The 12,600-nt window shown below is 69.7% G+C and carries 11 protein-coding genes and 3 pseudogenes; 5 read left to right on the forward strand and 9 right to left on the reverse strand.

What is annotated here, in order from left to right; all coding sequences use genetic code 11:
• Nucleotides 1-61 precede the first annotated feature (61 nt).
• The 3 genes from OHU89_RS49330 to OHU89_RS49340 all read left to right on the forward strand — a co-directional run bounded on the left by OHU89_RS49330 (nt 62) and on the right by OHU89_RS49340 (nt 1,679).
• On the forward strand, nt 62-481 hold the full coding sequence (locus OHU89_RS49330; RefSeq protein WP_405653087.1) for an STAS domain-containing protein: 420 nt from the start codon (nt 62-64) through the stop codon (nt 479-481).
• A gap of 57 nt (nt 482-538) precedes the next feature.
• Entirely contained in the window at nt 539-1,120 is a 582-nt protein-coding gene (locus OHU89_RS49335) for a hypothetical protein (RefSeq protein WP_405653090.1), read from the forward strand.
• Nucleotides 1,121-1,250: 130 nt separating this feature from the next.
• Nucleotides 1,251-1,679, forward strand: a complete 429-nt coding sequence (locus OHU89_RS49340) for a universal stress protein (RefSeq protein ID WP_405653092.1) — start codon at nt 1,251-1,253, stop codon at nt 1,677-1,679.
• 157 nt (nt 1,680-1,836) lie between these two features.
• On the opposite strand, the pseudogene OHU89_RS49345 reads toward OHU89_RS49340, so the two are convergent.
• The 7 genes and pseudogenes from OHU89_RS49345 to OHU89_RS49375 form a co-directional block, all read right to left on the reverse strand.
• Nucleotides 1,837-1,929: pseudogene (locus OHU89_RS49345) on the reverse strand (flavodoxin); the annotation flags it as partial.
• Between the two features lie 15 nt (nt 1,930-1,944).
• Complete coding sequence (locus tag OHU89_RS49350; RefSeq protein ID WP_405653095.1) at nt 1,945-2,676, reverse strand: CBS domain-containing protein; 732 nt, start codon at nt 2,674-2,676, stop codon at nt 1,945-1,947.
• 349 nt (nt 2,677-3,025) lie between these two features.
• Nucleotides 3,026-3,211, reverse strand: a pseudogene (locus tag OHU89_RS49355) (type I glyceraldehyde-3-phosphate dehydrogenase); the annotation flags it as partial.
• Nucleotides 3,212-3,243: 32 nt separating this feature from the next.
• Nucleotides 3,244-4,116, reverse strand: a complete 873-nt coding sequence (locus OHU89_RS49360) for a universal stress protein (protein WP_405653098.1) — start codon at nt 4,114-4,116, stop codon at nt 3,244-3,246.
• A gap of 5 nt (nt 4,117-4,121) precedes the next feature.
• A complete protein-coding gene (gene adhP, locus OHU89_RS49365; protein WP_405653101.1) occupies nt 4,122-5,144 on the reverse strand; it encodes an alcohol dehydrogenase AdhP in 1,023 nt (340 codons plus the stop codon).
• Between the two features lie 12 nt (nt 5,145-5,156).
• Nucleotides 5,157-6,062: a universal stress protein gene (locus OHU89_RS49370; protein ID WP_405653103.1), complete on the reverse strand. Its 906-nt coding sequence runs from the start codon at nt 6,060-6,062 to the stop codon at nt 5,157-5,159.
• A gap of 161 nt (nt 6,063-6,223) precedes the next feature.
• On the reverse strand, nt 6,224-6,853 hold the full coding sequence (locus tag OHU89_RS49375) for a hypothetical protein (protein WP_405653106.1): 630 nt from the start codon (nt 6,851-6,853) through the stop codon (nt 6,224-6,226).
• A gap of 593 nt (nt 6,854-7,446) precedes the next feature.
• On the opposite strand from OHU89_RS49375, the gene OHU89_RS49380 reads away from it, so the two are divergent.
• Nucleotides 7,447-8,022 (forward strand): IS607 family transposase, encoded by a 576-nt coding sequence (locus OHU89_RS49380; RefSeq protein ID WP_405653109.1) that lies wholly within the window; start codon nt 7,447-7,449, stop codon nt 8,020-8,022.
• A 29-nt stretch (nt 8,023-8,051) separates the two neighbouring features.
• A pseudogene (tnpB, locus tag OHU89_RS49385) lies at nt 8,052-9,472 on the forward strand (IS607 family element RNA-guided endonuclease TnpB).
• A gap of 65 nt (nt 9,473-9,537) precedes the next feature.
• On the opposite strand, the gene pflA reads toward tnpB, so the two are convergent.
• Both pflA and pflB read right to left on the reverse strand, forming a co-directional pair.
• Nucleotides 9,538-10,275 carry a pyruvate formate-lyase-activating protein gene (gene pflA, locus OHU89_RS49390; RefSeq protein WP_405655021.1) on the reverse strand — a complete coding sequence of 246 codons (738 nt, stop codon included), beginning with the start codon at nt 10,273-10,275 and terminating at the stop codon, nt 9,538-9,540.
• A gap of 5 nt (nt 10,276-10,280) precedes the next feature.
• Nucleotides 10,281-12,539 carry a formate C-acetyltransferase gene (pflB, locus tag OHU89_RS49395; protein WP_405655023.1) on the reverse strand — a complete coding sequence of 753 codons (2,259 nt, stop codon included), beginning with the start codon at nt 12,537-12,539 and terminating at the stop codon, nt 10,281-10,283.
• Nucleotides 12,540-12,600 lie beyond the last annotated feature (61 nt).

Here is a 12,600-nt window from a genome sequence, read left to right on the forward strand (position 1 = left end):
CCAGCCTCCAGGGACCGTTCGGCCCTTCCCCTCCGTCCCATGGTGCGACTTTGATCGCACCATGTCCGAAAAGCACACGAGGCATGCGCCGCCTCTCGTGGCACGCGAGGTCGACGGAACGACCATCGTGACGCTGCACGGTGAGATCGACCTCGTGACGGCGATCCCGCTGGTATCCCGTCTCGACGCCCTTTCCTCGGGCCCGCACCCGGATCTGGTGCTCGATCTACGTCCCGTGTCGTTCATCGACTGCGCCGGCCTGGGGGTCCTGTGCCGTACTCGGAACCGGGTCGGAGCGCGGCACGGTCGGCTCCGGCTGGTCACTGAGAGTGGCGGCTTCTTGCGGGTTCTCCGCGCCGCAGGGCTGGGTGGCGTGTTCGAGGTGCACCCTCGGCTGCCGTCCTCTGGGCCGAACGGCCCCATCCCCGGCCGGGAACCGGTACCGAGCGGCCCTGCATTGTCGTCTGCTCGGCCCATGTGAACGCTTGGCCCGAACTGCGACCTTCGAAGGTGTGACGGCTGGAGGAGGTGCGGAGCCATGGGCGGCGGCAAGTTCATGAGGAAGCGGTTGTGGCGCTGGCGGAGCAATCCGCTGCGACGACACGACGACATCGTCGAGGCCTGGATCGTCTTGGCCGTGTGGGCGGTCGTCGCAGTGGGCGGCACGGCTGCCGGTCTGGTGACCGCGCACGCCGCGGACGAGACGTTCGCGCGCCAGCGTGCGGAGCGGCACTCCGTGCAGGCCGTCCTCCTCACCGATGTGTCCGACGGCACCTCTTCGGTCCGGTCGTCGAGCGACAAGGCCCTGGCCACGGTCCGTTGGACGGCCCCCGACGGCTCCACCCGCACCGGCCAGACCCTGGTCGACGTCGGGCAGCCCGCCCAAAGCCGGGTCGTTCTCTGGCAGGACGACCAGGGCGCGCTGGCCACCGAACCGCCGAGTCCCACGGAGGCCGCTGTCGAGGCAGGCGCTCTGGGCACCCTGGCCGGTTTCGCCCTCACCGGTGTCGTCTACGCCCTGGGAGCCCTTGCACGATGGCGGCTGGAACTGCGGCGCGTCGACGGGTGGGGCAGGGAGTGGGATCTGGTGGGTCCGCGATGGGGACACAGGACCACCTGAAGTTGCTGCCACGCATCCTCTCGAGGGAAAGGCGAACGTCATGGAGCAAGTGGTCCCGGGCCAGGCGCGGCTGGTCGTGACGGGCGGGCCGGGGAGCGTACATACGGACTGCGCCTGCCCTGTCATCTTCGTGCCGATTGCACGTCACCACGCTGAGATCACGCTCGGCATGGACGCCCACGACCCTGCCGAAGGGGCTGTCGACTTCGCCTTCGACACCGCACAGCGGTGGGGCGTACGGCTACGGGCCGTGCACGCGTGGCGTTTCCCCTCTTGCGTGGCCGAACTGCCGTTCGGTGTACCGGAGGCGGACCGCGGCGCCTGGGAGGACCAAGAGGTGCAGCTGTTTGCCGACGAACTGCGGCCGTGGCGCGAGGAGTACCCGCACGTGGAAGTACTGGAGGACGTCCGGCTGCTTCCGCCGGCGCAGGCCCTGGTCAGGCTGTCCGCGGGCGCCGGTCTGGTGGTTGTGGGCCGGCGGTCCGGTGGCGGATCAGGGGCGGTCGAACGGGTCCTTCTGCGTGAGTCCCTGTGTCCTGTGGCTGTTGTGCCCGCATAGGCCGGTTCGTCACCGACCCCCGGTACCCGCTCTCCGAGCGCCGGGGGCGGCGCCTCTGCCCTCCGCACCTCTCACAGTCCGTCAACTCACCTACCGGAGAAGGCGCAGTTCGGCGGACCTTTCCGTACCGCCGCATGAAGCGGCGGACGTCGTTGTGTCCGTCCTTGCGCAGAACCTCAGCGAGCGCTTCGGCTATCTGCGCGGCCGATCCGTTCGTCGTTCCGGATGCGACCAACACCTTGCCCGTCATGGTGGTCGCCTCCTCCTACAACCGGCGCACCCAGTCGTCGGCCACACCGCTCAGTGCCTGCTCGTAGGGTCGGAGCCGTGCGTCGTCCAGGCGCCAGGTGAGCTTGTCGATGACGGCGACCACGCCGTCTATCTGCCGGGTCATCGAGACGGCGATCTCCGTCTCGCTCTTGCGCTCCATCTGGCCGGTGAGGGCGACGACGCCTTGTGTCACGGCGACGTCGATGCTGTGGGGCGGCACCCACAAGGCGCGGACCAGCACCTCCTGGGCGACCTGCGCGCGGATCTCCGCGTCGGGCCGCAGGAAGACCTGCAGCAGGTCGCGACGGGTGACGATGCCGATCAGCCGGTCCTCCTCGTCGACCACCGGTAGTCGCTCCACGCGCCGTTGGGCCATGGTCCGGGCGGCTTCGACGATGCTGTCGTCGGCATGCACGGTGACCGGCGGTTCGGTCATCAACTGGCCGGCCGTGCGGGCACGTGCCTTCGCGGCCTGTCGCCGGGCGCTGCGCGTGAGCCCGGCGAGTCGCCGACGGCGTGGCCGGTCGAAGGGGTCGGGGGTCGCCGCCTGGCGGACCATGAGGTCCGTCTCGGAGATGACACCGATCACCTCGTCGTCCTCGTCGACCACCGGCAGACCGCTGATCCGGTGGTCGGCGAGCAGCTGTGCCACCTTCTTGAACGGTGTGCCGTACTCGGCCCGGACGACGTCACTGGTCATCACGGAGCCGACCTTGTTGTGCTTCATGACTGTTCCTCCTCAGCGGAGTCGACGCAGATGGGAGGCCTGGGGTCGGCGCGCGGTGTCAGGCGGACACGGGCGTCGAGCACGGTGACCTGGCCTGGTGTGGCGAGGACAGGGGTTGAAGTCGACCTCGGAGAGCAGGGCATGGACCGCGGGTCGGTTGAGCACGTCGTCCGTCATCGGGGATGCCCTCCAAACCTCTCTCGGCACTTCGAGCATCCAGCGGATCGGCGAGGGGCCCCATGGGCTGTCCAGGGTGCTCTGCGGGCCGGTCGGCCCAACGTTTTCCGCTGGTTGTCCCGGCATGCGGAGGGGACCGGTGATCGGCGGCACCGGTCCCTCCCGTAAGTGGTCAGTCGTCGGCGATGAGGGCCGTGAGGTCGAGGAGGCAATTGGTGCAGCCCCACTCGTTGTCGTACCAGCCGAAGACCTTGACCAGCGTCCCGCTGGCCTGGGTCAGGGTCGGGTCGAAGATGCAGGAGGCGGGATCGCCGATGACATCGCGGGACACGATGGGCGCCTTCGGCACCCGGAGGATGGTTCAGGACCACGGCGAGGTCGTCCTCGCGGTCACGCCTGTTCGGGCACGATGGCGACCGGGCAGGCGGAGTGGTGCAGTACTCCATGGGCCACCCGACCCAGTTGGAGCCCGAAGTGGCGTTGATGGCGCCGGGCTCCGATGACCAGGAGGTCGGCGTCGTGCGAGGCGTTCACCAGTGCGGTCCGGGTGTGGCCCTCGACGGTACGGCGGTGCAGTTCGACATCGGCCGGGGCGTCCTGGAGTGCCGCTTCGAGTTCCTCGGCCGCCCGCTGTTCGTGCAGCCTGGCAGGCTCTCCAGCCAGCAGGGGATGGTCGGTGGTCTCGTGCGCGGGGCACCTCCAGGCCCGTACCGCTTCGACCTGTACTCCCCGCCGCCGCGCCTCCTCGAAGGCGAACCGCAGCGCCCCCGAGAGTGCCGGCTTGGCTCCGATGCCGACGACGACGCGGCCGTGCGTGGTTGATCCGGTTTGGTTGTCGTGGCTGCCGCGTACGACGATCATCGGGCAGTGTGCGTGCCCGGCCACGGTCAGGCTCACGGACCCCAGCAGCGCCTCGGCGATACCGCCGCGGCCGCGGGTGCCCGTCACCAGCAGAGAGGCGTTGCGGCTCTCCCGCACCAGCACGTACTCGGGCTCCTCGGCCAGCACTTCGGTGGAGATCTTCAGGTCGGGCCGGCGACCGTGGGCGCGGCGGGCCGCGGTCTCGACGATGTCCTCGGCACGCAGCCGCCCGGACGGCTTGCCCAAATCCTCGGCGAGCTGCGCGCCCTCGTACCGCTCCCAGAGCGAGGCGTACACCAGCCGCAGCGGTACACCGCGCCGAGCGGCTTCGTCGGCCGCCCAGTCGAGTGCGCGCATGCTGGGCTCGGAGCCGTCGACTCCGACGACGACCGGCAGGTCCATCGCGCTCACCTTCCCGCACCGAGGTCGAAGACGATGCGGGCCTTGATCTCGCCGCGCAGTACCTCGTCGATGGACTCGTTCACCGATTCCAGAGGTCGCCTCTCATGGATCACCCGGGTGCGTCCGGCCGCGTGCAGCTGGAAGACCTCGGCGAGATCCTGCCGGGTGCCGACGATCGAACCGATCACGCTCGTCCCGTTGAGGACGGTGTCGAAGATCGGGACCTGGATCGTGCCGTGCGCGGGGAGAGCGACCATGACGAGCCTGCCGCCGCGCCGGAGCCCGGAGTTGACCGCGGTGAAGGCGGCCTCGTTCACGGCGAGGGCGATCCCCGCGTGCGCGCCGCCGTGCTGCTTCAGCACCTCGCCCACGTTGTCCTTGCGGGCGTCGATGACGAGGTCCGCGCCCAGCTCGGCGGCGAGTTCGAGCTTCTCGTCGGTCACGTCGATCGCTGCGACGGTGGCGCCGGCGATCTTCGCGTACTGCAGGGCGAGGTGCCCGAGTCCGCCGATGCCGGAGATCGCCACGAGCTGCGTGGGCCGCACGTCGGCCACCTTGAGCGCCTTGTACGTGGTCACGCCGGCGCAGGTCAGCGGGGCGGCGTCGAAGGGGCTGATTCCCTCGGGCACCGGCTGGGCGAAGTCGGCCCAGGCCAGCATCTTCTCGGCGTATCCGCCGTCGCAGCCGTAGCCCGTGTTGATCTGTTGCTCGCACAGCGTCTCCCAGCCGGTCAGGCAGTGCTCGCACCGCCCGCAGGCCTTGCCCAGCCAGGGCACCGCGACCCGCTGTCCGACGCTCAGGTGGGTGACGCCTTCGCCGAGCTTCTCGACCAGGCCGACACCCTCGTGGCCGGGGACGAAGGGCGGGCTGGGCTTGACGGGCCAGTCGCCATGGGCGGCGTGGATGTCGGTGTGGCACAGTCCGGAAGCCTCGACGCGGATGCGGGCCTGGCCGGGGCCCGGCTCGGGGTCGGGGCGGTCCTCGATGACCAGGGGTTCACCGAAGGCTCGTACGACCGCTGCTTTCATGACTGCTTCTCCTCAGGAGTGGGGGACGACGGCGACGGGGGCGGTGGAGTGGTGCAGGACGGCGTGGGTGACGGGGCCGATGTGGGCGCCGAACGGGCTGCGGCGGATGCGACGGCCGACGACGACCAGGGAGGCATCCCGGGAGGCGTCGACCAGGTGGTTGCCGGGGGTGCCGTAGGAGGACTCCTCGGTGACCTCGACGTCCGGGTGCTTCTTGCGCCATGGCGACAGGGCCTCGGTCAGCGCAGCGTTCTCGCGCCGAGCCAGAGCGCCGTGGAGTTCCAGGTTCGCGGAGAGCCCGTAGGCGTAGTACGGGGGCGGGTTCCAGCCGTGGACGACCCGCAGGGACGTGCCACGGCGAGCCGCTGCGGCGAACGCGAACTCGATCAGCTCCTCGTCCGTGTTCTCGGTGTCGAGGCCGAGCACGACGGGCCGGAACGGGGCAGCGGCGGACGGGATACCTGCAGGATCCATCTCGTGCTCGTCGGCGGCCTGTTCCCCGGCACGCACGAGGACGACCGGCCGTTCGGCGTGCGCCACGACGGAGAGGCCGACCGAACCGATCATGAACCCGCCGATCCCACTGAGACCGCGCGAGCCCAGCACCAGCAGCTCGGCGTCCTGCGCCGCGCTCGTCAGGACGTCGGCGGGGTGGCCGGACAACTGCTCGGTGGCGACATTCAGCCCGGGGTGACGCAGTCGGACACCATCGGCCGCCTCCCGGGGGATCCGCTCGGTCCAGTGCTGCTGGGTCTCGGCTCCCAGAAGCGGTGCCTGGGCCATGGGGGCCGGCACCGGCTCCCAGACGTGGACCAGCTTCAGCGGCAGGCCGAGCAGCTGGGCCTCGCGGGCCGCCCATTCGGCCGCGGCGCGGCTCTCGCCGGAGCCGTCGAGACCGACGGTGATGGTGCGGGTCATGATCTCCACCTCCTGAATCGGGGGTCCCGATTCGAGCTTTGTCTTCGAATGAGGGCCCCGGCAGGGGCCGCAGGTCCCTGCCGGGGGCCGACCGGCCCAAGGCCGGACTCTTGGTGCGGCGGACCCGCTTCCCCTGGTGGAGTCCGCCGCGCCTCCCGTGGTCAGCGCAGCCAGCGGCTGCGGCGGACGAGCGGGAGCTTGGCCCAGGCCTTGCCGAGGCCGAGGGTGTCGCCGGCGGAGGCGACGGCGAGGGCGATCAGGACGATCGCGTAGACGAGGTGGTACTCCGCGAACGGGTTCGTCGACATGCTCGGCGAACCGTCGGAGAGGTGCCGGGCGGGCGGCCACTCGGCGACCCACATCAGCGTCATCATCACGGTGCCCGCGACGGCCGCGAACCGCAGCGCCACACCGGCGACGAGCGCGATGCCGATGCCGAGCAGACCGAGCATGAACAGCCAGTCGGCCCAGGCGTCCCCGGCCCAGGAGTGGAAGGTCGACTCCATCGGTCCGGCGGCCACTCCGCCGAGGAAGCCCTTGGTGGGCGAGCCGCCGTCGATCCAGGCGTTGCCGGACCGGGTGGCGTAGCCGAGGCCGAAGGTCTTGTCGAGGAAGGCCCACAAGAAGACGAACCCCGTCAGCAGACGCAGGGATGCGAAGACGTAGGCCCGCGCGGTGTGCGTGTCGCTGCGTGCCGACACGGCGGACTCGGATGCCGGGGCGGTCCGGTGCCTGCGGAAGATCGGCAGGCGGAAGCCGGAACTCCGGTGCGGGTGCTCGTGCACGGCCATAGTGGTGATCCCTTCAGGGGGTGGGTCCGTTCGGTGTCTGACATCCCTCACTCTCGCCACGTTCGGCGGTGACCGCCGGATGCCGAAGGCCCGTGGCCAGAGGGCTGAACGTCCCTGTGTTCAGAGGCCGTTGGGGTGCATGATCGGGCTCCGGCCCAACGGACACGGCTCACCTGCCGCGATCGGGTGTCTGCAGGGCGATCCTGAGACCGATCGAACGGAGAACGGCGGCTCAACTCCCAGGACGCGGGCAGACACGGTCCGGGGTGGCGCGACCTGGTGCCTGGAGCCGCCGCCGTTGTCGGCTGCCGGTGCACTTGATTGAGGGGTGACCTGCCGGTCGGCGTCACCGTGGCCGAGCATCTCGTCCCGCAGGTCATGGCGTACGCGGGCGTCGCCGACCTACTCTCCCGGCCCGTCCTGATCGGCTACCCGGCGGGCGCCGTGCTGATCATGATGGTTGATCAGCTGCCCAGGCTCACCGGGGTGAAGACGAGCGGCTCGGAGCTATTCCCAACGGGGGTGAAAGCTGCTACAGCGTTTCTAGTCATTCATAGTCATCCCTAGTCGTATGTCTCAGGTAACTTGGTCTGGTGAAGCTTTCGGAGTGGGCCCGTCAGCAGGGCGTGAGCTACCAGACCGCCTGGCGGTGGGTGAAGGACGGGAAGATGCCCGTCCCCGTTCGCCAGGCGCCGTCCGGGACGTGGTTGGTCGACGAGGTCGCCGTCCAGCCGTCCGGGCGTGTGGTGGCGTACTGCCGCGTGTCGTCCGTTGACCAGAAAGCCGATCTTGAGCGGCAGGCCGCCCGGGTCGTGTCCGGTGCGAACGGGCTGGGCCTGGCCGTCGCTGAGGTCGTCACCGAGGTGGGATCCGGGTTGAACGGGCGGCGCCGCAAGCTGCACCGGCTGCTGTCCGACCCGCAGACGGTGGTGATCGTGGTCGAGCACCGCGACCGGCTGGCCCGGTTCGGCGTCGAGCACCTGGAGGCCGCGCTGTCGGCGTCCGGGCGGCGCCTGGTCGTCCTGGACCCCACCGAGTCCGCCGATGACCTGGTACGCGACATCACCGAGGTGCTCACCTCCATGTGCGCCCGCCTGTACGGGCGGCGGGCAGCGAAGAACCGGGCCGCCCGCGCGGTGGCCGTAGCGACCGGCGAGGCCGCCGGGTGAAGAAGTTCCAGCCGCAGCCCGGGTTCGTGGTGCAGGCGTACCGCTTCGCGCTGGACCCGAACGCCACCCAGGAGCATGCTCTGCGCTCGCACTGCGGCGCGGCGCGTGCCGCCTACAACTGGGCCGTCGGCTGGGTGAGTGCCTCTTGGTGGCAGCGCCGCGCGGAGGAGTCCTACGGCATCGGCGAGGCCGGGCTGACCAAGTGGCGGCCGTGGTCGCTGCCCGCGCTGCGGAAGGCGTTCAACGAGGCCAAGCACACCGATCCGAGGTTCGCCGCTTGGTGGGAGGAGAACTCCAAGGAGGCGTACTCCACCGGCCTGGCGAACGCGTCGGCCGCGTTCGACAACTACGCGAAGTCCAAGAACGGCAAACGGCGCGGCAAGCGGATGGGTGCGCCGCGGTTCAAGTCGAAGCGCAAGGCGCGCCTTGCCTGCCGGTTCACCACCGGCGTGATCCGCGCGGACGCTGACGGCCGTCACGTCACCCTGCCCCGGCTGGGCACGATCCGCACCCACGAGCCCACGGTGAAGCTCCTCGCCCGCGTCCGGGCCGGGACGGCCCGGATCCTGTCCGCGACCGTGCGGCACGAGCGCGGACGCTGGTTCGTCTCGTTCCAGGCCGAGGTCGAGCGGGACCTCGAACGCGTGGCGCGGCCGGACGTGGCGGTCGGCATCGACCTCGGGGTGAAGACCCTCGCGGTCATGGCCGACAGCACCGGCGAGATCCGCACCATCGCCAATCCCGGGCACTACGACCGGGCACGCAAGCAGCTGCGCCGCGCCTCCCGCGTCGCCTCTCGACGACGCGGCCCCGACCGGCGGACCGGGCAGAAGCCGTCGAAGCGGTGGAGAAGGCCAACGCCGCCCGCAACAAGGTGCATCACCGGGTGGCCAACCTCCGCGCGGACGCCCTGCACAAGCTCACCACCGCCGTGGCGGCCGAGTACGGCACGGTCGTGGTCGAAGACCTCCACGTCGCCGGGATGCTCCGCAACCGGCGTCTCGCGCGAAGGATCGCCGACGCCGGGTTCGGGGAGATCCGCCGCCAGCTCACCTACAAGACCCGCCAGCGCCACGCCACCCGCACGATCGCGGCGGACCGCTGGTACCCCTCCTCGAAGACCTGTTCCGGGTGCGGCGCGGTGAAAGCCAAACTGCCGCTGCACGTGAGGACCTACCAGTGCGACGCCTGCGGTCTGGTCATCGACCGGGACGACAACGCCGCACTCAACCTCGCCGCGCTCGCGGCAGCCGCAACAACTGGTACCGGAGTGGCCGCAGACCAGGACGCCCAAGCGGTGTCGAAGCCTCGTGGAGCCGACCAGAAGACCCGCACCATCCGCCCCCGCCGCAAAGCGGAGGCGGGGCGGGCAGGTGGCGCGACCCTGCCGCACCAGCGGCAGACGGAAGCGAGAGACCGTACTCAAGCCGAAGCCCTCACGCTCTGGTGACGAGACGGACCTTCCGGGCAGAAACGTCCGGAATGCTGAGACCTGACTACGGTCTCGGCAACGGTTCAGTAGGCCGCGAGGCCGTACGCGTGGAACTGCTCACGCACGCGTGCGACCAGTTCGGGGGTGGGGACGGGGTTGTCCCGCAGCGGGAAGGGGATGCCCGAGGCTTCGTATTTCGCGGCGCCGAGCTTGTGGAACGGCAGGACGTCCACCCGATCGACCGAGTCGAGGCCCGCGACGAAGCGGGCCAGGCCGTCGACGTGCTCCGCCCGGTCCGTCCAGCCCGGCACCAGGACGTACCTGATCCACGTCCGGACGCCGAGCCGGTGGAGGCGGGTGGCGAAGTTCAGCGTGGGGGCGAGTTCGCCGCCTGTCAGGTGGCGATAGGTCGTGACGTCGAAGGACTTGATGTCCAGGAGCACCAGGTCGGTTCGGGACAGGAGCTCGTCGGAGGCACGGGCACCGAGAAGGCCCGAGGTGTCGAGAGCCGTGTGCAGTCCGGTCTCCTTGCAGCGGCGCAGGATCTCGCCGGTGAAGGCGGGCTGGAGCAGCGGCTCGCCGCCCGTGATGGTCACTCCACCGCCGGCCGTGGTGATGAACGCCCGGTACTTCTCCACTTCCTCCATCACCTGCTCCACGGTCGTCTCCTTGCCGTCCCGCATGTGCCAGGTGTCGGGGTTGGCGCAGTACAGGCAGCGCAGAGGACAACCGGAGACGAAGAGGACGAACCGGGTCCCGGGGCCGTCCACGCCGGTGGACAGGTCCCAGGAGTGGATCCGGCCGTTCATCGTCGCCGACATCGGGCTCACAGCGTTCCGTGGAAGGTACGACTGATCACGTCGAGCTGCTGCTCGCGCGTCAGCCGAACGAAATTGACGGCGTAGCCGGAGACGCGGATGGTCAGGTCCGGGTACTTCTCGGGGTGGTCCATGGCGTCTTCCAGCGTGACCCGGTCGAGCACGTTGACGTTCATGTGGAAGCCGCCCGAGGCCATGTACGCGTCGAGGATGCCGACCAGGTGACCCGCCCGCTCAGGCGGGCAGTGCCCGAGTCCCTCCGGGGTGATGGTCGTGGTCAGCGAAATGCCGTCACGGGCCTGCTCGTACGGCAGTTTGGCCACCGACAGCGCCGAGGCGGCGACCCCGTGCCGGTCACGGCCGTTCATCGGGTTGGCGCCGGGCGCGAAGGGCTCTCCGGCACGGCGGCCGTCGGGGGTGTTGCCGGTGTGTTTGCCGTAGACGACGTTCGAGGTGATCGTCAGCACGGACTGGGTGTGCTCGGCGTCCCGGTAGGTGGGGTGCCGGCGCACCTTCGCCATGAAGGACTTCACCAGGCCCACGGCGATGCTGTCGGCGCGGTCGTCGTTGTTGCCGTACGCCGGGAAGTCTCCCTCGGTACGGAAGTCGACGGCGAGGCCGGTGGCGTCCCGGAACACCTTCACACGGGCGTACTTGACGGCGGACAGGCTGTCCGTGGCGACCGACAGGCCAGCGATTCCGCAGGCCATGAAGCGGTGCACCGGGTGGTCGTGCAGGGCCATCTCGATGCGCTCGTAGGCGTACTTGTCGTGCATGTAGTGGATGACGTTCAGTGCGTCGACGTACGTCTGGGCCAGCCAGTCCAGGACCCGGTCGTACGCCGACGACAGCTCGTCGTAGTCCAGGAACTCCCCGGTCAGCGGAGGCGTCGGCGGTGCGACCTGTTCGCCGGTCATCTCGTCCAGGCCGCCATTCACGGCGTACAACAGCGCCTTGGCCAGGTTGACCCTCGCCCCGAAGAACTGCATCTGCTTTCCGACCGCCATCGCGGAGACACAGCAGGCGATCGCGGTGTCGTCCCCGGTGCGCGGGCGCATCAGGTCGTCGGACTCGTACTGGACGGCGCTGGTGTCGATGGAGACCTGGGCGCAGAACTCCTTGAAACCGGCGGGCAGACGGGGCGACCAGAGCACAGTCAGGTTCGGCTCCGGAGCTGGGCCGAGGTTGTAGAGGGTCTGCAGGAAGCGGAAGGAGGTACGGGTGACCAGGGTCTGCCCGTCGGCCCCCATGCCCCCGATGGACTCCGTCACCCAGGTCGGGTCGCCGGAGAAGAGGGCGTCGTACTCAGGGGTGCGCAGGAACCGTACGATCCGTAGCTTGATCACGAAGTCGTCGATCAGTTCCTGGGTACGGGTCTCGTCGAGGATCCCGTCCGTCAGGTCCCGCTGGAGGTAGACGTCGAGGAAGGTCGAGGTACGGCCCAGGGACATCGCGGCGCCGTTCTGCTCCTTCACGGCGGCGAGGTAACCGAGGTAGAGCCACTGCACGGCCTCGTGGGCGGTGGACGCCGGGCGGGAGATGTCACAGCCGTATGTCGCCGCCATCGCATTGAGTTCGCCCAACGCCCTGATCTGCTCGGCGAGTTCTTCCCGGTCCCGGATGACCTCGGCGCTGGAGGGACGGGCGTCCAGCAGGGACCGCTCGCCCTTCTTGACCTCGATCAGCCGGTCGGTGCCGTACAGCGCCACCCGCCGGTAGTCGCCGATGATCCGGCCCCGGCCGTAGGCATCGGGCAGCCCGGTGATGATGCCGGCCTTGCGGGCGGCGCGCATCTCGGGGGTGTAGGCGTCGAAGACGCCGTCGTTGTGGGTCTTGCGGTAGGTGCCGAAGACCCTCGTGACGAACGGGTCGGGCTCGTAGCCGTACGCCTTGAGGCTGTTCTCGACCATGCGCAGGCCGCCGTTCGGCATGATCGCGCGCTTCAGCGGGGCATCGGTCTGGAGGCCGACGATCAGTTCGCGGTCGCGGTCGATGTAGCCGGGGGCGTGCGAGGTGATCGTGGAGGGGGTGGCGGTGTCGACGTCCAGGATGCCCCGGCGGCGTTCCTCGGGGAACAGCGAGCTGACCTTCTCCCAGACGGCGCGGGTGCGGTCGGTGGGACCGGTCAGGAACGACGCGTCGCCTTCGTACGGTGTGTAGTTGGCCTGGATGAAGTCACGGACGTCGATGCGCTCACGCCAGCCGGTTCCCGCGAAGCCTCGCCAGGAACCGGCCATCCGGTCGTCTGCTGTCACGGTGATGGTCATCGCCGTTCCCTCCCGTACTCGTGCATGGTCCCCTTCTGATCCTGGTGAGCGGCAGCGGTCG

Source organism: Streptomyces sp. NBC_00019 (assembly GCF_045041015.1).
Taxonomy (GTDB): domain Bacteria; phylum Actinomycetota; class Actinomycetes; order Streptomycetales; family Streptomycetaceae; genus Streptomyces.

Excerpts from the sequence above, each read along its gene's own strand:
- OHU89_RS49360 (WP_405653098.1), bottom strand. The coding sequence starts at position 4,116 with ATGGACCTGCCGGTCGTCGTCGGAGTCGACGGCTCCGAGCCCAGCATG.
- pflB (WP_405655023.1), bottom strand. The coding sequence starts at position 12,539 with ATGACCATCACCGTGACAGCAGACGACCGGATGGCCGGTTCCTGGCGA.
- OHU89_RS49330 (WP_405653087.1), top strand. The coding sequence starts at position 62 with ATGTCCGAAAAGCACACGAGGCATGCGCCGCCTCTCGTGGCACGCGAG.
- OHU89_RS49370 (WP_405653103.1), bottom strand. The coding sequence starts at position 6,062 with ATGACCCGCACCATCACCGTCGGTCTCGACGGCTCCGGCGAGAGCCGC.
- OHU89_RS49350 (WP_405653095.1), bottom strand. The coding sequence starts at position 2,676 with ATGAAGCACAACAAGGTCGGCTCCGTGATGACCAGTGACGTCGTCCGG.
- OHU89_RS49335 (WP_405653090.1), top strand. The coding sequence starts at position 539 with ATGGGCGGCGGCAAGTTCATGAGGAAGCGGTTGTGGCGCTGGCGGAGC.
- OHU89_RS49375 (WP_405653106.1), bottom strand. The coding sequence starts at position 6,853 with ATGGCCGTGCACGAGCACCCGCACCGGAGTTCCGGCTTCCGCCTGCCG.
- pflA (WP_405655021.1), bottom strand. The coding sequence starts at position 10,275 with ATGTCGGCGACGATGAACGGCCGGATCCACTCCTGGGACCTGTCCACC.
- adhP (WP_405653101.1), bottom strand. The coding sequence starts at position 5,144 with ATGAAAGCAGCGGTCGTACGAGCCTTCGGTGAACCCCTGGTCATCGAG.